16 protein-coding genes are annotated in these 19220 nt (G+C 49.4%); all 16 read right to left on the bottom strand.

Features of this window, described 5'->3' with window-relative positions:
- Positions 1-963: 963 nt before the first annotated feature.
- Positions 964-2544 (bottom strand): S1 RNA-binding domain-containing protein, encoded by a 1581-nt coding sequence (locus KBS54_03570; GenBank protein MBQ0055209.1) that lies wholly within the window; start codon positions 2542-2544, stop codon positions 964-966.
- Between the two features lie 21 nt (positions 2545-2565).
- Entirely contained in the window at positions 2566-3399 is an 834-nt protein-coding gene (gene ispH / locus KBS54_03565) for a 4-hydroxy-3-methylbut-2-enyl diphosphate reductase (GenBank protein MBQ0055208.1), read from the bottom strand.
- Positions 3390-4340, bottom strand: coding sequence for a tRNA (adenosine(37)-N6)-dimethylallyltransferase MiaA (miaA, locus tag KBS54_03560; GenBank protein ID MBQ0055207.1), 951 nt, complete (start codon positions 4338-4340; stop codon positions 3390-3392). The genes ispH and miaA overlap by 10 nt, the downstream gene beginning before the upstream one ends.
- Positions 4337-6142: a DNA mismatch repair endonuclease MutL gene (gene mutL, locus KBS54_03555; GenBank protein ID MBQ0055206.1), complete on the bottom strand. Its 1806-nt coding sequence runs from the start codon at positions 6140-6142 to the stop codon at positions 4337-4339. The genes miaA and mutL overlap by 4 nt, the downstream gene beginning before the upstream one ends.
- Positions 6139-8670 carry a DNA mismatch repair protein MutS gene (gene mutS, locus KBS54_03550; protein MBQ0055205.1) on the bottom strand — a complete coding sequence of 844 codons (2532 nt, stop codon included), beginning with the start codon at positions 8668-8670 and terminating at the stop codon, positions 6139-6141. The genes mutL and mutS overlap by 4 nt, the downstream gene beginning before the upstream one ends.
- Positions 8671-8714: 44 nt before the next feature.
- Complete coding sequence (gene ruvX, locus KBS54_03545) at positions 8715-9128, bottom strand: Holliday junction resolvase RuvX (GenBank protein MBQ0055204.1); 414 nt, start codon at positions 9126-9128, stop codon at positions 8715-8717.
- Positions 9129-11765: an alanine--tRNA ligase gene (alaS, locus tag KBS54_03540; GenBank protein MBQ0055203.1), complete on the bottom strand. Its 2637-nt coding sequence runs from the start codon at positions 11763-11765 to the stop codon at positions 9129-9131.
- A 36-nt stretch (positions 11766-11801) separates the two neighbouring features.
- A complete protein-coding gene (locus tag KBS54_03535) occupies positions 11802-13082 on the bottom strand; it encodes an amidohydrolase (GenBank protein MBQ0055202.1) in 1281 nt (426 codons plus the stop codon).
- 1 nt (position 13083) lies between these two features.
- A complete protein-coding gene (locus KBS54_03530; GenBank protein MBQ0055201.1) occupies positions 13084-14331 on the bottom strand; it encodes an adenosylhomocysteinase in 1248 nt (415 codons plus the stop codon).
- Complete coding sequence (gene mtnA / locus KBS54_03525; GenBank protein MBQ0055200.1) at positions 14328-15341, bottom strand: S-methyl-5-thioribose-1-phosphate isomerase; 1014 nt, start codon at positions 15339-15341, stop codon at positions 14328-14330. The genes KBS54_03530 and mtnA overlap by 4 nt, the downstream gene beginning before the upstream one ends.
- A 2-nt stretch (positions 15342-15343) precedes the next feature.
- Entirely contained in the window at positions 15344-16582 is a 1239-nt protein-coding gene (gene xseA, locus KBS54_03520; GenBank protein ID MBQ0055199.1) for an exodeoxyribonuclease VII large subunit, read from the bottom strand.
- A 3-nt stretch (positions 16583-16585) separates the two neighbouring features.
- A complete protein-coding gene (nusB, locus tag KBS54_03515) occupies positions 16586-17011 on the bottom strand; it encodes a transcription antitermination factor NusB (GenBank protein MBQ0055198.1) in 426 nt (141 codons plus the stop codon).
- 100 nt (positions 17012-17111) lie between these two features.
- A complete protein-coding gene (locus KBS54_03510; protein MBQ0055197.1) occupies positions 17112-17555 on the bottom strand; it encodes an Asp23/Gls24 family envelope stress response protein in 444 nt (147 codons plus the stop codon).
- Positions 17556-17560: 5 nt separating this feature from the next.
- The gene (locus KBS54_03505; protein MBQ0055196.1) at positions 17561-18001 is read right to left on the bottom strand and encodes a hypothetical protein; all 441 of its coding nucleotides are present in this window, start codon (positions 17999-18001) and stop codon (positions 17561-17563) included.
- Between the two features lie 50 nt (positions 18002-18051).
- Entirely contained in the window at positions 18052-18624 is a 573-nt protein-coding gene (gene efp / locus KBS54_03500) for an elongation factor P (GenBank protein MBQ0055195.1), read from the bottom strand.
- Between the two features lie 333 nt (positions 18625-18957).
- On the bottom strand, positions 18958-19220 hold a 263-nt coding region (locus tag KBS54_03495), incomplete at its 5' end, for a hypothetical protein (protein MBQ0055194.1).

Genomic DNA, 19220 nt, shown 5'->3' with positions numbered 1-19220 from the left:
TAAAGGAGGGGTATGGAAAACCAAAACCTACCTTAGAAGAGGAGGTCTGTCTGTCTGTCTGTCTGTCTGTCTGTCTGTCTGTCTGTCTGTCTGTCTGTCTGTCTGAAATTCAGGTCAAAGACAGATGATTTTTTGAACATTTCTACCCCTCCTTCCGAAACAAAAGTTCAATTACGATAAAATACAATTACCAAAAGAAACAGTTACAAAAAGAACCAATGACGAATGATTTGTGTCGTCAGTCGTTTGTGAATTTTATCACATTCACAAGTCAACAAAACAATTCCGGCTCAATGCCGCAAACATAGCGAAGATTATAAAATCCTCTTTTGCAGTTGTCAACCCTTTTTACAAAATTTCTTTTCGTCTGCATCCGTATTTTTCACTTTGCACTTTGCACTTTGCATTTCATTCTTCATTGCTTTTCACTTTCTCCCTCCATTATATAAATAGGCTTTCAGGGTTAAAAAATGGAAACCCTTTCGTTTTCTGTTTTGCCGCTGAAAGCAGCTGCCATGCGGTTTCGCATTGACAGGTGTTTCCATTTTCGGGGGCAGAGAGCCTATTTATATAGTAGAGAGGGTTGACGATTTTTCGTCGGGCACGGCTTTTCTGAAACAGTTGTATGACCTGCCGAGGTCTGCGGTTGCGGCTGTTTCTCGGCAGAGAGGCTGCGCCTTAATTCTCTTACGCATTACGTGGTGCGGTTTCCGGTTCTGATAAGCCCGCTGCTTCATAGGCTATGTCAGGGAAAACTTCGGTAACGGCTGCCGGCGGCAGTCGGTTTCCGGCGCAGATACGCGGTCCTCTTTCAGTTTTCCGGATTCTGTAATACGCCTGCGCAGGCGGACGAATAACAGTTTTTTCGTGTTATCCGTTTATGTTGGTGTACTCAAAAACGGCGCGGGATTTTTTATATTCCCGCGCCGTTTTTTTAAGTCTTTACTGTTTTCGTGAAGCAGATTATTCTTCTTCAGGTTTTTCTTGATTTTCAGTTTTTTCCTGATTGAGGAAGTCACCGATTGTGACGCTGACTTCTTCTTTCGGGAACTGGGCTTCTTCGGCTGCTTTCTTTTCTTCAGCAGCCTTTCTGCGTGCTTCGCGTTCTTCTTTTCTCTTTTCTGCAGCTTCAGCTTTTGCGGCTTTGGCTTCTTCTCTTTCCTGACGCATTGCGGCTTCTTCTTCCGCCGTGCGGAGCGAGAGACGTATGCGGCGCGCTACAGGGTCAACACCGAGTATTCTCGCCGTTACTTCCTGTCCTATTTCAATAGCTTCTTTCGGATGTTCAATTCTCTTGCCGCAAATCTGTGAGATGTGCACAAGTCCTTCTATGCCGTCTTCAAGCTGTGCAAACGCGCCGAAATCGGCGAGTCTGAGGATTTTTGCAGGAACTTCCTGTCCCGGTTTGTATTTCTCGTCAATGTCCGCCCACGGATCGTGAAGCTGTTTGTAGCCGAGGCTAAGGCGTTTGCGTTCCATGTCAACGTCAATGATGGAAACTTTGACTTTGTCGCCTTTTTTGAGAACGTCGCTGGCTTTTTTGACGCGTTTCCAGCTGAGGTCTCCTATATGGACAAGACCTTCAAGCCCAGGCTCAATTTCTACAAATGCGCCGAAATCGGTGAGGCTGACGACTCTGCCTTCCGTGACTGTGCCTTTCGGCCAGTTGGCTGCCGCGTTTTCCCACGGGTCAGGCTGCGTCTGTTTGATACTGAGGGAAATTTTTCCGTTTTCTTTGTCAAGTTTGATGATTTTAACTTTAACTTTATCGCCTACAGAAACAACATCTGAGGGTTTGCCGCTGCGTTTCCAGCCAAGTTCACTGATGTGAACAAGACCTTCAACAGCGCCGAGGCTGACGAACGCGCCAAACGTAGGAACGCTTACGACTGTGCCTTCAAGAATGCTTCCTTCTTCAGCGTTTGCGAAGAAGGCGTCTTTGAGAGCCTTTGCTTCTTCTTCGGCAATGAGGCGGCGTGAGAAGACAAGACGGCGTTTGCGGCGGTCTCTTTCAACGAGTTTGGCTTCAAATTCTTTGCCTACGAACTGGTCAACGTTTGCGCCGCGTCCGGTTTCGGAAAGCTGTGATACGGGAATAAAGCCTTCTATTCCTTTGTAGCTCGCGATAAGTCCGCCTTTTACTTTGCGGATGCCGGTTACGGTAACCGTTTCGCCCTTTTCTGCCGCTTCTTCAACTGCTTTCCAGCATTCGTCAAAAACCACGCGCCAGCGGCTGAGTCCGAGCTGCGCTTCGTCACCTTTGCCCATGCTCATAATCTGGACTTTGATTGTGTCGCCGATTTTCGGCATAGGCGTGTTGTCAGTAAGAGACTGCGTCGTCCATTCCCTGCGCGGGAGGAAGCCCTCGCATTTGTAGTTGACATCGACAAGCCAGCCTTCTTCGTTCTCGTCGATTACTTTGCCTTCAACTATTTTGCCGCGCTGGTATTTATCCGTCGTTTCGGCATCATACTGCTGCATAAGCTGTTCCATTGTTACTTCGTCTGTTGCATTTTCTTCGTTTGTGCGAAGTTCGTCTACCATTTTCTTCTGCTCCTTCTGTGATTACATCTTTTGTAATTTTTCAATCAGCTGTTTTATCAGCCAGTCCGGTGTGCTGCATCCGGCAGCTATTCCTATGCTTTCTTTGCCTTCAAACCACTTCCTTTCAAGCTGTTCCGCACACTCAATCCAAAGCACGGGAACAGAGGCATCTTCCGCAATGCGTACCAGGTTTCTCGTATTCGCGCTGTCGTGCCCGCCAAGTACTATAATACCATCTACGTCTGAGGTCAACCTTTTTAATGATTCCTGACGCGCGAGCGTCGCTTTGCAGATTGTGTTGTACACTTTAATTTCAGGCGACATATCAACGAAAGCACTGACAAGTTCCGAAAAAACTGTCACTTTCTGCGTGGTCTGGCTCATTATTCCGCAGCGTTTGCCGCGCAGTGTTTCGGGTATTTCCGAAGCGCTGGAAACTACTTCTGCCCTGCCCTTTACGCAGCCCATGATTGCCTGCACTTCGGGATGATTTTTGTCGCCGGAAATGACAACCGTGTAGTTTTCTTCCGAAAGAGACTGCGCCCTTTCCTGTGCGGTTTTCACGAAGGGACAGGTTCCGTCTATTACGGACGAGCATTTTTTTTCAAGCTGTTCAAATACCTGCGGCGTTGCGCCGTGCGTCCGGACAAACGCAACCGAGCCTTCCGGAATGTCATCGATTTTGTCAACTACGATAAGTCCGAGCTTTTCGAGTCTGGCTATTTCCTGCGGGTTGTGAATAGGACTTCCAAGCGAATATACCCTGCTGTTTTTCAGCAGTTCCTGCTCAAGCACGCTTATCGCGCGCCGTACGCCGAAGCAAAGCCCTATGGGATCAGCGGTAATTACTCGCATGTCTGTTCCTCCGAGAGAAAAGTTTTGCATTTTGCGGCTGCGTCAAGCAGGACTTCTTCCGCTTTTATTTCAGACAGATTGTACCACACGCACGGCTCAAAATGCTTAAACCAGGTCATTTGCCTGCGCGAAAAGGCTTTTGTCGAGCGTATGTCGCCTTCAAGAGCCTCTTCGTAAGTACATCTGCCTTTAAGATAGTTCACAAGTTCCCTGTAGCCGAAGCCCTGAAGTGCGGGCAGTTTTTCGTCGCAGCCGTGTTCAAGCAGCCAGCGGACTTCTTCGGGATAACCGTTTTCAAACTGCTGTCTGACGCGTTTTGCTATGTTCTCGTACAGCTCGTCCCTGTCGCGAGTCAGTCCGATATACAGTATGTCGTACGGAGGTTCTTTCCTGTTCTGATGTTCGTACCACCAGCTGGACGGTTTTCCCGTCAGGCGGTATATTTCAACCGCCCGCATAGTGCGTACGGGGTCGTTGGGATGAATTCTTGCCGCAGAAACAGGGTCAACGCTTTCAAGCTCCGCGTGGAGCGCGGCAAGCCCTTTTTCTTCAATTTCGCGTTCAAGTTCTTTTCTTAACGTTTCGTCTTTCGGCAAATCCTCGTGCAGAGTACCCAGCAGCGCCTTGTAATAAAACGGAGTTCCACCGACAAGCAGAGGCGTTTTATTTCTATTTTTTATTTCTTCTACTGCCTTTTGGGCAAGCGCCGCAAAATCTGCAGCCGAGAAAATCTCGTCAGGCTCGGCTACGTCTATGAGATGGTGTGGTATCACAGCGCGTATTTCGGCAGATATTTTGTCCGCGCCGACGTTCAGATGCCTGTAGACCTGACGCGAATCAACGGATATTATTTCCGCGTTCAGTTTTTCGGCAAGTTTAAGGCTGAATTCCGTTTTGCCGACGGCGGTCTGCCCTATTACGGCAATCAGTTTCGTTTTCATCTTTCAAACATTTTTTCGAGGCTGAGATTGTCAATTTTGTACATCGTAGGTCTGCCGTGCGGGCAGGCAAACGGCATTTCACATTTTTTAAGCTGCTCAAGCAGTTTTTCAGCCTCTTCTTTTTCAATGTGTTTTCCAAGTTTCACAGCCGATTTGCATGCCAGTCTTGCCATTCTCCACCATACTTCGGTGTCGATTTTTTCCTGTCTGTCAGAGTTCTTTATTCCGGCAAGCGCAGAACGCAGCATTTCAAGCGGCGCAAGATGACCGTGCCCCCGCAGCATTGGCACTCCTGCAAGTTTTCCGGCTTCGCACAGAAAACCTAATTTTTTCAGCGCTTCATCATTCGCAATAACGTCGGCAAGCAGAGCCTGAGGTATTTCAGCAGGAATGGCAAGCTTCTGCACAGCTGCTTCATTTTTGAACGAGGCTTTTATCTGCTCATAAAGTATCCTCTCATGCGCCGCGTGCGGATCTATTATTGCAATTCCGTCACTGAATTCAAAGATTAAAAATCCTTTTGACGTCTGTCCTATATATTCACTTTCAAACGAACGGCTGTCTGTTTCCGCAGGAGTAAAAATATATTCGTCACGATTTTTTTCTTCAACCGGCTGTTTTGCACGCTCAAACGGATTGTCCGCATGAACCGGCGCAAGCCTGCCGGTCGAAAATATGCCGGCGGTACTCACGGTTCTTCCGCCGCTGAAGCTTTTTCCGTATGACGAAAGCGGCGGAGACGCGACTCTCCCCAATCTCTGTTCCGCAAATTTTCCGGCAGGCATTTCGACAAAAAATTCTCTGTCCGCGTTTGTATTTTCAGCTGTTTCGTTTTCGGGCAGATATTTGTTTTTCAGAACCGACTGGGCGTTTGAATAGACTGCCCTGAATATGTCCTGCGAATGTCTGAAACGCACTTCCTGTTTCGCCGGATGTATGTTGACGTCAACCTCTTCAGGCGGCATTTTTATCAGCACGAGCCATTCCCCGTAGGCTGCGGCGTCAGCCGAGGTTATCGCCGCTTTTACGGTTGTGTCCTGTATCCGCCTGTCATTTATGAATACCGATACTGTAGTCCGGCGGCTGTTCGGCATCGGGTTCCACCAAAGCCGGCAGTAAATTCCGTCCCTGTCGGAGTCGGCGTAATGTATTCTCGTTTCCTGTCCCCAGCGCAGTCTGAGAGCTTCGTCAATATCACTGACCGACGGTCTGTCAAGCAGTTTTTTGCCGTCGGAAAAGACTGTAAAACTGATTTCGGGATGAATAAGGGCGTAATCGTTGACAACCTGAATTATCCTGCGAAGCTCGGCAGAAGCGGTTTTCAAAAATTTTCTTCTTGCAGGAACGTTGTAAAAGAGATCGTCAACTTGTATTCTTGTTCCCTTTTTACAGGATATTTCGGTGTGCAGCGTTACGTTTCCGCCTTCACAGGCTATTATTCCGCCTGTTTCGCTGCCTTCCGTGCGGCTGCGTATTTCCATGCGGCTTACGGAAGCGGCTGAAGCAAGCGCCTCGCCCCTGTAACCGAGCGTGTGAATGTTTTCCAAATCTTCTATTACAGCTATTTTGCTTGTCGCGTAGCGTTCAAGCGCAAGCGGAAGCTCGCTGAATTCTATTCCGCAGCCGTCGTCTTCTATCGTAAAACAGGTTTTGCCGCCCTGTTCCGTTTCAACCGTTATATTTTTGGCTCCGGCGTCTATTGAATTTTCTACAAGTTCTTTTGCAAGCGACGCAGGGCGTTCGATAACTTCGCCTGCCGCTATTTTCATCGAGAGTTCTGAGTCAAGTCTGCGTATCGTCATAGATTGAGAGCCTCCCTGCTTGCCTTTTTCAGCTTGTAAAGCAGCTGAAGAGCCTGCATCGGCGTAAGCTCGTCCGGCTGAAGATTTGCTATTTCTTCAAGCACTGCTTCCTGTTTTATGTCAAAAAGCGTCATCTGGTTCTGATTTACGGCTTCCGACAGTTCTTTGGCGGAAGCATCCTCTTCAAACTGCTGAAGCAGTTCGCGCGAACGGCGGAGCACGGACGCCGGAACGCCCGCAAGCTTGGCGACTTCAATGCCGTACGAACGGTCAGCCGGCATTGTAACAATTTTGTGGAGAAATATTATTCCGTCATTTTTTTCTTCAACCGCCATGCTCAGGTTCACAACACCTGACAAAAGTCCCGCAAGTTTCGTCAGTTCATGGTAGTGCGTGGCGAAAAGAACTCTCGCCTGTCTTGCTTCCTGTCCGTGCAGATATTCTATTACCGACCAAGCTATTGACAGTCCGTCGTAGGTTGACGTTCCGCGTCCGACCTCGTCAAGTATTACAAGACTTTTGTCCGTCGCGTGGCGCAGTATGTTTGCCGTTTCCACCATTTCAACCATAAAGGTACTCTGACCTCTGGCAAGCTCGTCCCTTGCGCCTATGCGCGTGAAGACGCGGTCTATTATGCCGATTCTTGCCTCTTCCGCCGGAATCCAGCTGCCGATATGAGCCATTATCGCAAGCAGCGCCGCCATGCGGAGATAGGTGGATTTTCCCGCCATGTTGGGACCGGTGATAATCGCTATGCGCTGTCCTTTTCCGCTGCTGAAATTGATGTCGTTAGGGGTGAACGGCAGTCTTCCGAGAGCCGCTTCAATTACCGGATGGCGTCCGCCTTTTACGATGAAATCACAGCTTCTGTCCATTTCAGGGCATACGTACCGCCCTTCCCTTGCAACGCGGGCAAGAGACTGGAATACGTCCAACAGCGACAAGTATTCGCCTATCGTCTGAAGTTCGCTGCTTTTTGCAAGCGCAGAAAGCAACAGCGAATTGTACAGTCTGTCTTCAATAGCGGCTATTTCCTCGCCTGCTCGGAACATGTCGCGTTCAAAATTTTTGAGTTCTTCGGTTATAAAACGTTCCCCGTTGACAAGCGTCTGTTTGCGGACGTATTCCGCAGGCGCCTTGTCAAGTCCTGTATTCGGGATTTCTATGTAATAGCCGAACACTTTGTTCACGCCGCATTTCAGGGTTTTTATGCCGGTACGCTCGCGCTCCCGTGCTTCAAACTCTTTAAGCCAGTTTGAAGAATCTGCTGACATGCTTCTCCAGTGGTCAAGCTCGGCGTTGTAGCCAGGCGCGATTACGCCGCCGTCGCGCAGTATGCGCGGCGGGACTTCCGAAAGCGCAACGTTAAGCAGATGCGACAAGTCGGAAACGTCGGGCACCGCAATCCAGTCTTCAAGCTCCGTCTCATGGACGGCGGCACGGATTTCGGGCAGTTTGTTCAGAGTATTTCTTATCGCCGCAAGATCAAGCGGAGACGCCATTTTTAGCGTTAAGCGCCCTATTGAGCGCGCTATGTCGCTGCACTCCGAAAGAGCAGTCTCCAGTCCGGACGACAGTTTTCTGTCGCCGGCAAGCAGACCGACAGAGCTTTGGCGCCGTTTAATCTCGTCAATATCCTGCAGCGGGGCAAGTATCCATTCTTTTAGAAGTCTTCTGCCCATCGGTGTTTTGCAGCGGTTAAGAATTGAAAACAGCGAGGTTCCGGCAGGTTCAACAAGCTCCAGATTCAGCTGCGTGCTCTGGTCGAGAATCATATTCTGCGAAGGAAGTATTGGGGTAACAGACCGCACGTGTTCTGCTTTTGAGAACTGCGTTTCCTCAAGATAGCGCAAAGCGGCGGCGGCACAACCGACAGCAGAGTCTCTGTCATCAAAGCCCATTGCCTTCAGCGTCGCAAGCTCCCATTTTTTGCAGAGCCAGCGCGAACCTGAGGCAGCGTCAAATTCTCCTTTTTCTCTTTCCGAAATACTTGCAGACAACAGACTGCCGCAGTATTTTTTAATATCTTCGGCAGTGCCTTTCCTTACAAGTATTTCGTCAGGGCGGAACGACATAAGCGCCGAAATTGCCGCGTCACGCATAAATGTGGCAGCGTGAAGCGTGCCGGTGCCTGTCACAAGCAGCGCGAGAGAAACGGTTTTGCCGTCGGCATAAACAGCCGCAATGCGTCCTTCGCTGTCGGAATCGTCAGGAAGCCACGTACCTGGCGTTACAACGCGCGTAACTTCGCGCTCCACCAAATCTCTGCCGTTGGGTTCGCTTGTCTGTTCGCATATTGCCACCCTGTAGCCTGCCGCTATAAGCCTTCCGAGATAAGAATTGACTGCGTGAAACGGTATGCCCGCCATTGGAACGGCGTTTTCGTCTTTTGAGCGCGAGGTAAGCACAAGGTCAAGCACAGAGGATGCGATTTTGGCATCCTCAAAAAACATTTCATAGAAATCGCCCATACGGAAAAACAATAAACAATCCGGATATTTTTCCTTCCAGGAAAGATATTGCTTCATTGACGGCGTTATTTTAAGTCCTTCGGTGTCCGGCAGCAAAAAATTTATCCTTTCAGGCTGTCAAGATAATTCTGCAGCAAAAGCGTGGCAGCAATTTTGTCCACGCTTTGTTTTCTTCCATGTCTGGAAACGTCGGCTTCAAGCAGCACCTGATTGGCGATAACCGTTGTAAAGCGTTCGTCCCAAAACCTTATTTCGCACTGCGGAAGGCGGATGCGTATCAGTTCTGCTTTTTCTCTGATGTTCTCGGCTTCGGGACCTTCCTCGCCTGTCGTTCTTTTGGGAAGACTGAGCAGAATTACGGGATTTTCGTATTCGGCAGCCAGTTTTTCAAGCTCTGACAGCCAGTCCTTCTTTGCTTTAAGCACAGCAACCCCCTGGGCAAATATTCCCAGAGGATCGCTGACTGCAACTCCTATTCTCACACTTCCGATGTCAAGCGCAAGAATTCTCGGCATTTATTTTACAAGTCCTTCAAAAGCGTCCGCCAATGCGTTGACTGCGTAACCGAGCTTTTCTGTGGAGGCTACTCCGCCCTGCGCAAGGTTCGGTTTGCCGCCGCCTTTTCCGCCCATTGCCGAAACAAACTGCTGGAGCGTTTTCCCTGCGTGGGCGCCTTTTGCCACGGCTTCGTCGCTTGCCATTGCGGTTACAAGCGCCTTTTCGTCTCCCTTTCCGACAATAATGATAACGGAGACAGGGAATTTCTGGCGTATTCTGTCGCCTATCTGACGCATAAGGTCGGGAGTTACGCCGTCAAAGCTTTCAACAATAAGGTCTACGCCGTTTGCCGCCGCTCTCGGCTTAACCGTATTTTCAATGTTGCTGACGGCAGTTTTTACCTGCAGTTCCTTATTTTTGCGTTCAAGTATTTTCTTTTCGTCAAGCAAAGTACCGACTTTGCTGCCTATGTTTTCAAGATCGCCGCCGAGCAGTTCAATAAGATTAGCGAGAGCGCCGCTCATTGACTGAACGACAGGAAGCGTTTCGCTGCCGGCAACAGCGGTTATTCTGCGGACGCCGGAGCCTATGCCTTCCTCGCGGAGAATTTTGACAAGACCGACTTCTCCTGTGGCTTTTGCATGAGTACCGCCGCAAAGCTCCGTTGAGAAGCCTTTAACGTCAACAACACGGACAACGTCGCCGTATTTTTCGTCAAACAGCGCGCGGGCGCCTGTTTTTTTCGCTTCTTCAATTCCCATTTCCGTGGTCACGACCGGCGTATTTTTCAAAACTTCTGCATATACTATTTTTTCAACTTCTTTGATTTCTTCTGGCGTAACCGGCTGGAAATGGTTGAAGTCAAAGCGGAGCATCGTCGGCGTGACAAGCGAACCTGCCTGGCGCACATGGCTTCCGAGAACTCTTGTAAGAGCTTCCTGAAGCAGATGCGTTGCCGTATGGTGGCGCTGAATGTCTTTTCTGCGCTCGATGTCTATTTCAGCCGTAACGGTCTGTCCTTTTTTAAGTTCGCCGGAAAGCAGTTTGCCGCTGTGAACTATAAGCTCCGAAGCAGGATAGGTTGTGTCGCTGACTTTGAACGTCATACCGCCGCAGACAAGCGTGCCTTTATCTCCGACCTGTCCGCCTTTCTGTGCATAGAACGGCGTCGCTTCAAGAATTACGTCAGCTTCAAGTCCGGCTACAAGCGTTTCGACTTCTTCACCGTCGGCGACAATGGCAAGAACACGGCTTTCAGCTTTTGTTTCGCTGTAGCCGAGGAATTTAGTAGCGCCAATGGTGTCGGCGAGTTTCGTATAGACTGTTTTCAGGATTCTGTTTTCAAGCTGTTTGCTTGAACTGCGCGCGCGTTCGCGCTGCTCTTCCATAGCTTTGTCAAAACCTTCGCGGTCTACCGTCATGCCCTTCTCTTCGCATATTTCTTCCGTAAGTTCAAACGGGAAACCGAAAGTGTCGTAAAGCTCAAAGGCCGTGCCGCCTGAGAGCATGCTGCCTCCGTCTGCCTTAACCTTTTCTATTGCGCTGTCAAGAAGGTCGCTGCCCTGCGCAAGCGTTTTTGAGAAACGCGCCTCTTCAAGTTCAAGCACCTGCTTGATAAATGCCTTCTGTTCTTCAAGCTCGCTGTACTCATCGCCGATTGAGGCTGCGACTACGGGGAGCAGACCTGTAAGGAACGCGTGGTCGATGCCCATAAGACGTCCAAAACGCACGCAGCGGCGTATAAGTCTGCGAAGTACGTAACCGCCGCCCTCGTTTGAAGGCAGAATGCCGTCGGAAATCATGAACGCCGAGGCGCGTATATGGTCGGCAATTACGCGTACTGCGAGGTCTTTTTTCGGGTCTTCGCCGTATTTTACGTTGACAAGCTTGCAGGTTTCGTCAATTATCGGGCGGAAAAGATCCGTTTCAAAGTCTGTTTTTACGTTCTGCACGACAGAGGCAAGCCTTTCAAGCCCCATGCCGGTATCAATATTTTTCTTGGGAAGCGGGGTAAGAGTCCCGTCTTCCGCGCGGTTGAACTGCATGAACACGAGATTCCATATTTCAAGGTATCTGTCGCAGTCGCACCCCGGCGCACAAGTCGGTTTGCCGCACGAATATTCTTCGCCCTGGTCATAAAGTATTTCAGAACACGGACCGCACGGACCGACAGGTCCTGACGCCCAGAAATTGTCTTCGTCAAAACGGTATATGTGATCCGCGGGAATCCCCACTGTTTTGTTCCAGATTTCGTATGCTTCGTCGTCAGTAACGTGAACAGTCACGTAAAGTCTCTCAGGTTCAAGCCCGATATATTCCGTAAGGAATTCGTATGCCCAAGGTATAACTTCTTTTTTGAAATAATCGCCGAAACTGAAATTACCGAGCATTTCAAAGAAAGTATGATGGCGCGCAGTATGCCCGACGTTTTCAATGTCGTTCGTGCGCACGCACTTCTGCGAGGTCGTGGCGCGGGTAAATTCAGGCGTCTTGATGCCGAGGAAATACGGCTTAAAAGGCACCATGCCCGCAATTGTGAAAAGCAGAGTAGGATCGTCGGGCGTCAGCGAAAAGCTGTGAAGCCTGCGGCATCCTTTGCTTTCAAAAAAGCCGAGAAATAGTTCTCTGAGTTCTTTGCCTGTTCTGTACTGCATTTATTATGCCTCCCGGATAATTAATTTCAACCTTTTTTATTTTGTCATCTCGCTGCGTGCCGACAGGGCTTCAGCAATGACTTTTTCCTTGTCAAGCGTTGTAAATCCGCCGCGCTCGTAAAGTGTTTTTCCGTTGACAACCGTTGTCTGGACGTCTTTCGACGAGCCGGAATATACAAGATAGCCTGCAAGATTTTCCTCGTTCCAGCCCATATACTGAGGCGCGTCAAGATCTACTAGCATAAAGTCGGCTTTCCAGCCTTCTTTAATAAGCCCGCATTTTTCAAAACCGAGAGCCTGCGCTCCAGCGTAAGTTGCCATTTTCAGTGCTTCTTCGGCTTTAAGCTGTACAGGGTCCATAAAATAGCCTTTCTGCGCAAGAGCCGCAAATCTCATTTCTTCCCACATGTCAAGGCTGTTGTTGCTTGAAGCGCCATCCGTTCCGAGCGCTACCTTGAGACCGGCTTTGAGATATTTTGCGACAGGCGCTACCCCGCTGCCCAGCTTCAGATTGCTTTTCGGATTGTTGACAAGCGTTATGTTGTCCTTTTTGTAAAATCCGAGTTTGCTTTCGTCAAGCCATACGCAGTGAGAAAGAACAAGCTGCTTTACCCTTGTAAGACCGCTGTTTTCAAGGCACTGTTCCGGAGTCATCGTTCCGGACATTGACGTATTTTTCCATTCGTCTTTTGTTTCAAGCCAGTGAAGCTGCACTCCGAGACGTTTGCTGATTGCAACTTCCGCAACGTTTCTGAGCATGTAGAAAGTCATTGTATAGGGCGCATGCGGACCAAGCTGCACGCTGACAAGCCCGCCGCCGGCTCCGTTAAAATTTTCCGCAAGTTTAATATTATCCCGCAGCTTTTCTCCGTCTTTGTCATCAATCATGCCGCGCGACAGACCGCAGCGCATGCCCGTTTCAAGCGCTGCTTCCGCGACACCGTCCATGAAGAAATACATATCCGCAAAACAGGTTGTTCCGGTTGAAATCATTTCCAGCATAGCCTGTTTCGCCCCTGCTTTTACAAAAACCTTGTTAAGTCTCTCTTCAACAGGCCATATACGCTTTTGGAGCCATTCCATAAGCGGCAGATCTTCGCCGAGTCCCCTCAGAAGCGTCATGGAGGCGTGTCCGTGCGCGTTCACAAAGCCGGGGAGCATTGCCGTTTTTCCTTTTCCGTCAAAACAGTTCTCTCCGTTCAGAGAACCGGCAGGGGCAACCGTCTTAAATTCCGACCCCTCTACCGCAACGTCGCAAAATTCCGCTTTGCTGCGCTGTGCATCCCACACTGCAACGTTTTTGTAAATTCGTGACATTTTATTCTCTCCAATCTGCAAGGTAGCGTTTCTGTTCGTCTGTCAGAATTTCAAGCTTCAGTCCGAGCGATTCAAGCTTAAGCTCTGCTATTGTCTTGTCCAGTTCTTCGGGAACATTATACAGCGCCGTATCGAGTTTGTGCTCCGCTATGTATATTGCGGAAAGCAGCTGCATTGCAAAACTCATATCCATTATTTCAACAGGGTGTCCGTCGCCAGCGGCAAGGTTGACCAGACGGCCTTCCCCGAGCAGGTGCAGCCTGTTGCCATTCGGCATCACGTAGGTCTCTGTATTGGTGCGCGTATCTTTCTTTTCAACTGCAAGAGCTTTCAGGTCAGGCAGATAGACTTCAACATCAAAATGTCCGGCGTTGCAGAGTATTGCGCCGTCTTTCATTTTAACAAAGTGTTCCCTGCGTATTACCTTTATGTCGCCCGTAACGGTTATGAACACGTCGCCGGCTGAAGACGCCTGATCCATATCCATAATTTCGCAGCCGTCCATAAGAGCTTCAAGCGCGCAGTGCGGATCAGCCTCAACAACTATTACCTTTGCGCCCAGTCCCATAGCGCGTTTTGCGACACCTTTGCCGCACCATCCGTATCCGCACACGACAACGTTTTTTCCGGCAACGACCAGGTTGGTGGTGCGGAGTATCGCATCCCATACAGACTGCCCCGTTCCGTAACGGTTATCGAAAAGATGTTTGCTTTTAGCATCGTTGACCGCAAGCATCGGGAAAGGAAGCAGCTTTTCCTTTTCCATGGCGCGGAGACGTTTGATTCCCGTAGTTGTTTCCTCGCAGCCTCCGAGTATCGCGGGAATCAGTTCCCTGCGTTTTTCGGCAAGCATGGCGACAAGGTCGCCGCCGTCGTCTATTATGATGTCAGGATTCCAGTCAAGCGCCAGTCCGAGGTTTTCGTCATATTCTTCCGCAGACATTCCGCGGCGGCTGAAAACGTGTACGCCGTCTTCTGCAAGCGCGGCACAGACAGGGTCCTGAGTTGAAAGCGGATTGCTGCCGGCTGCCGCGACTTCTGCTCCCAGTGCTTTCAGCACCTTCAGCAGACACGCCGTTTTCGCTTCAAGGTGAAGACAGGCGGCGATTGTGTGTCCCGCAAGCGGTTTTGAAGCGCTCCATTTCTCGGAGGCAAGCCTCAAAACAGGCATATACTGCCATGCCCAGTCAATTCTTCTGCGGCCTTCCGGAGCCAGCGATTTGTCAGCAATTTTGCAATCCGTTTTCATTCTGCTTCCTCCATAAATTTCTTTAAATCATAGGGAGCCCTTACTACCCCTTTTTCCGTGATTATACCGTCAATCAGTTCGGCAGGCGTAACGTCAAAAGCAGGGTTCCAGACTTTAATGCCTTCAGGTGCCGTGAGTTTGCCGTTAATCCTGACTACTTCTTCAATACTGCGTTCTTCTATCGGAATACGGCTTCCGTCCGCGCAGTCCGTATCTATCGTACTGAAAGGAGCAGCCGCGTAAAACGGAACCTTATGGCGTTTAGCGGCAACCGCAAGCGAATACGTGCCTATTTTGTTTGCCGTATCGCCGTTCCTCGCAACCCTGTCGGCGCCGACAAAAACAGCGTCAATCTTTCTCTGCGTCATAAGAAACGCCGCCATTGAATCCGTTATCAGCGTCACGTCAAAGCCGTCCTCAAGAAGCTCCCAGGCTGTCAGCCTTGCGCCCTGCAGACGCGGTCTCGTCTCGTCTGCGTAGACTTTTATTTTTTTGCCCTGCCCGCGTGCCGCGCGCAAAACACCGAGCGCGGTACCGTATCCGCAGGTGGCTATTGCCCCCGCGTTGCAGTGCGTAATTACTTCAGCGTTGTCAGGAAGCAGGTCTGCCCCGTATTTTCCAATCGCCATGTTTATTTCAATATCTTCATTCAGCAGTTCGGCGGCTTTCTTTTCCAGCGCCGCGCAAAGTTCGCCGTCAGGCGTTTCTGCCGCGCAGTTTTTCATTTTTTCAAGCGTCCAGAACAAATGCTTTGCTGTAGGTCTGGTAGCGGAAAGCCGTCTGACAGCCTCCTGAAACGCCTGTCTGCTCTCCGAAGCTGCCAAAACAGTACCGTAGGCAGCCGCCACCCCTATAGCCGGAGCCCCGCGCACCGTCATATTTTCAATTGCCAGCGCTGTATCTTCGCTGCTTTTGCAAAGGCAGAAAGCAACCTCTCCGGGAAGCTTTCTCTGATCCAGCAGTTTAAGGATTTTACGTTCCGAAATCCATTCTATTGACTGAGGAAGCATTATTATTCCGCGCCTCTTAATTTCTTCTTCAAAATTTTGCTGATTACAGTTTCCGCACAACCATCGTAAAACTGAACCGTCATACGCTGCTCCGGTAAAAGCTGTTCCGCTGACTCAAGCATTCTGCCGTCAGAATCAAGGCAGAGCGTGTAACCCTTCGCCAGCACGTTCAGCGGCGATGCTGCGTTTATCTCGGCGGCAAGACGTACAAGACTGTTTTCGGCAGCCGATATTCTGTTTTTGATTTTTTCGGCAAGAATACCAAGCTGTGAATTCACTTTTTCTTCCAAAGGAGCGAGCCGGCCTTTCAGCATTGCAAAAGAAAAACGCTCAAGTATATCGTCAAGCCTGTTCAACTCGTTTTCCAGTTTGTAATTTACAGTTTTGAACAGCATTTCCTCAAACGAAGCGACTGAGGCTGTTACCTCTTTCACGTCAGGGAAAAGAAACTCGGCTGCTCCTGACGGCGTCGGCGATTCGGAATCAGCTGCAAGGTCGCACAAAGTGCTGTCTATCTGGTGTCCCAGTCCGGTTACAACCGGAAAAGGGCAGGAACTTACCGCCCTCACGACCTTTTCGTCGTCAAACACGTCCAAATCATCTCTGCTGCCTCCGCCGCGCACAAGCATAACGGCGGAAATTCCTTTAAGCTGCCGGACTTTGGCAAATGCAGAAGTAATTTCTTCCGCTGCTGCCATTCCCTGCATAAGGCTCGGAATTACTACAATTTCAGCCGAGGGCCATCTTTTGGCTGAAATTCTCAGCACGTCCTGCAGGGCAGCGCCCGTAGGCGACGTTATAACTGCCACCCGTTCCGGATATTTAGGAAATTCCTTTTTATTTTCAGGGTCAAAAAGACCTTCAGCCTCAAGTTTCTGCTGCAGCAAGGCTTTTGCCCTGGCTTTTGCCCCTGCGCCGAGAGGCAGCAGCGTTGAGGCGTAAATCTGATACGAACCGTAGGCACCGTAGACATCCATATGTCCGCGTACAAGCACCTCGTCGCCGTCTTTTGGCCAGCTCAGGACAGCAGCAGCCTGTGAACGCCACAACACGCAGGAAACGCGCGAATTTTTGCCGAGAAGCGTGAAATACACGTGTCCGCTGCTGTGCCGCTTAAATCCCTGAAGCTCGCCGCGCACCGAAAGTTCCCTGAGTTCGGGAACAGCGCAAACCGCAAGCCTGACCTTTTCGGTCATTTCGTCAACGGTCAGAATATCGGTCTGCGGCGCAGCTCTGTACATCGGTTAAATCTTGTTGTTCCTTATGATGTTTCCAAGCACTCCGTTGACAAAACGTCCGGAGTCGTCGCTGCCGAAACGCTTGGCGATTTCCACGCATTCATCTATAGCGACAGGGACGGGTACCGGATTTTCGCTGCTGTAAATTTCATAAAGCGCGATAAAAATTGCCGCTTTATCAACCATTGAAATTCTTTCCGGTCTCCAGCCGACAAGATTTTCAAGAAGTATTTCTTCAAACTTATCTTTATTTCCGCACACACCGAGAAAAAGCTCCCGTGCTTTGTCAAGATCGACGGCTTCGGAAGCAAAATCAGAAGCAAAGCAGTTGTATATTTCTTCCGGCTCGTCGTCCGGTCTCGCATACGCCTGATAAACAAGCTGCAGCGCAAGTTCGCGTGCCTTTCTGGCGTGTAATGCCTTTTCGTTCAATTTGTTCACGATAACTTTCTCCCGGTATAAAACTTTGGTATTGCTAAAACTTTTAGAAGACCGTGAAGCGGTGACTCCACGGTCCTGCAAAATTACGATGTTATTGCTGTACTGCGCCGGACGGCAATTCGGTATTCACAACGCCCGTCTGTTTGCCGGCGCGGCTGAAATCAATGCCGCAGACATAGACGTTAACTGCTTTTATCGCATAGCCTACAGTCTTTTCCAACTGCTGTTTGAGGCTTTCCTGCAAATCCCAGCACACGTCAGGCAGACGGAGACCGTATCGCACCAGCACGTAGGCGTCAATAATAATCTCGGGATTTTCTTCCTCGTAAGAAACGTTCACTCGCACGCCGTTTATCGTTTTGCGTCCGAGGCGCAAGCCCGTAATAAAACCTGGGACTGCCGGTTTTACACCGTCAAACCCTGAAATTGCTTTCATAGCAATACTGGCAACAACCTCTTCAGAAACCTTTACAGTCCCGCAGTCCCTCTTAACAGATTTTTTTTCGCTGCCGCCTGATGTTTCTATTTCAGACATAAAGACTATTCTTCCGCAGGAATTTCCGGCTGTTTAAAAGGTTTTCCGCAATGCGGGCAGAGAAGATTTTCATCTTCGTCGTAGCTGTCCGGTTCGTAATAAAATTCCTTTCCACAGAACGGGCACGTTACCGCTGCGTACTCTTCCTCGTCAAAATCCTCAAATTCGCCGTCTTCTCCGTGTCCGCAGCAGCAGTGATGTTCTTCTTCATCGTCATAGCCGAGAAGTCCGTCCACGTCATCTTCAAGATCCGTAACGTCGTTTTCCAGCTGTTCCAGATATTCGTTAAGCTGCGCATGCATATCAACGTGATCGCTCTGCTCCGTTGCAAGGCATTCAAGAGTATCGATCAGCGCGTTGACAAAACGTTTCTTTTCCTCAGTATCTGCAATTTTCTGACCGTCAACAAGACCTCTGAGATATGCAACTTTTTCCAATGCGTTCATAACAAAACCTCCCGATTTAAATTTAATTCAGCAGTTGTTAATGCCGGATATTACTTCTTTGCGCGCTCCAAATATTCGCCTGTTCTGGTATCTACAAGCACCTTTTCTCCTTCTTCAACGAAGAAAGGAACGTTGATCACAAGCCCCGTCTCACACGTTGCAGGCTTGCCGCCGCCTGACGCAGTATCGCCCTTGAATCCCGGAGGGGTGCTCGTAATCGTCAAAGTTACCGTATTCGGAATTTCAATACCCATGACGCGTCCTTCATACATGTCAAAACTGACTTCAAGATCGTCAACGAGATACTTGACCGTATCACCAAGGACTTCTTCCGTCAGCATAACCTGGTCATAGGATTCCATATCCATGAAAATGTAGTCGTCACCGTCTTTGTACTGGTACTGAGCCGGTTTCTCTTCAAAGATAATTCTTTCAAAGCGTTCGCCCGATTTGAAAGACTGCTCCATTGAAGCTCCGGTGACAAGATTGCGCATCTTGGCGCGAATAACTGCTCCGCCGCGTCCCATTTTGTGGTGGTCGCACGTAAGTATTGCCCACATGCCGCCTTCCCATTTGATTTTCAGACCTGAGCGGAAATCGCTGGTATCCACTACCTGTGCCATGATAAAACCTCCCGTAAGATTCAAATTTATACGCCAAAGATAATAGCACAAAAAAGCTGAAAAATACAGCCGAAACTGCTTTAAATAAAAAATCCTTTTTCTTTTTTGTTTAACTCCCTTCTCAAAATTTGTTATACCCCTCTATTGATTAAGGGGGCTTCTCAAGGGGCAAAAAACAACCCTCGGGCAAAAAAAATTTAATGAATAATGCAGAATGAATAATGAAGAATGGAAATGCAAAATGCAAAGTGAAAAATGTAAAGTGAAGAACGGATAATTGAGGATGTCGTTAGTCGTTGGCAGCCTTTTTTAATCCGTCGTACCGCAATGTTTTTATGCGGTATCCAGCCTGTGCCCAGTATGGGTATGTCTTTGCCCCGCAGAGGCTTGTTTCTGACGGGCTTCGCCCGTAAAGCCGCTGGATTCCGCGCCTCCGCGTTGCTTCGCGCGGAATGACAGGGGATAAAAAGCCCGCACGCGTGACAAAGATTTTTTTGGCTTTTGGCTTAATGCTTTTGGCTTTTGCTTACAGCTTTTAGCTTGCAGCTTATAGCTTATTTTCCGCTTTGGCGCGGATTCTTCTTGCCGTTTTGCCT

The sequence above is a fragment of the Candidatus Equadaptatus faecalis genome (assembly GCA_018065065.1).
Taxonomy (GTDB): domain Bacteria; phylum Synergistota; class Synergistia; order Synergistales; family Synergistaceae; genus Equadaptatus; species Equadaptatus faecalis.
Note: the sequence above shows the minus strand (reverse complement) of the source record. Positions and strands in the feature narration are given on the sequence as shown.

Coding starts and splice junctions, on each gene's coding strand:
- KBS54_03570 (MBQ0055209.1), bottom strand. CDS start 2,544: ATGGTAGACGAACTTCGCACAAACGAAGAAAATGCAACAGACGAAGTA.
- ispH (MBQ0055208.1), bottom strand. CDS start 3,399: ATGCGAGTAATTACCGCTGATCCCATAGGGCTTTGCTTCGGCGTACGG.
- miaA (MBQ0055207.1), bottom strand. CDS start 4,340: ATGAAAACGAAACTGATTGCCGTAATAGGGCAGACCGCCGTCGGCAAA.
- mutL (MBQ0055206.1), bottom strand. CDS start 6,142: ATGACGATACGCAGACTTGACTCAGAACTCTCGATGAAAATAGCGGCA.
- mutS (MBQ0055205.1), bottom strand. CDS start 8,670: ATGAAGCAATATCTTTCCTGGAAGGAAAAATATCCGGATTGTTTATTG.
- ruvX (MBQ0055204.1), bottom strand. CDS start 9,128: ATGCCGAGAATTCTTGCGCTTGACATCGGAAGTGTGAGAATAGGAGTT.
- alaS (MBQ0055203.1), bottom strand. CDS start 11,765: ATGCAGTACAGAACAGGCAAAGAACTCAGAGAACTATTTCTCGGCTTT.
- KBS54_03535 (MBQ0055202.1), bottom strand. CDS start 13,082: ATGTCACGAATTTACAAAAACGTTGCAGTGTGGGATGCACAGCGCAGC.
- KBS54_03530 (MBQ0055201.1), bottom strand. CDS start 14,331: ATGAAAACGGATTGCAAAATTGCTGACAAATCGCTGGCTCCGGAAGGC.
- mtnA (MBQ0055200.1), bottom strand. CDS start 15,341: ATGCTTCCTCAGTCAATAGAATGGATTTCGGAACGTAAAATCCTTAAA.
- xseA (MBQ0055199.1), bottom strand. CDS start 16,582: ATGTACAGAGCTGCGCCGCAGACCGATATTCTGACCGTTGACGAAATG.
- KBS54_03510 (MBQ0055197.1), bottom strand. CDS start 17,555: ATGTCTGAAATAGAAACATCAGGCGGCAGCGAAAAAAAATCTGTTAAG.
- KBS54_03505 (MBQ0055196.1), bottom strand. CDS start 18,001: ATGAACGCATTGGAAAAAGTTGCATATCTCAGAGGTCTTGTTGACGGT.
- efp (MBQ0055195.1), bottom strand. CDS start 18,624: ATGGCACAGGTAGTGGATACCAGCGATTTCCGCTCAGGTCTGAAAATC.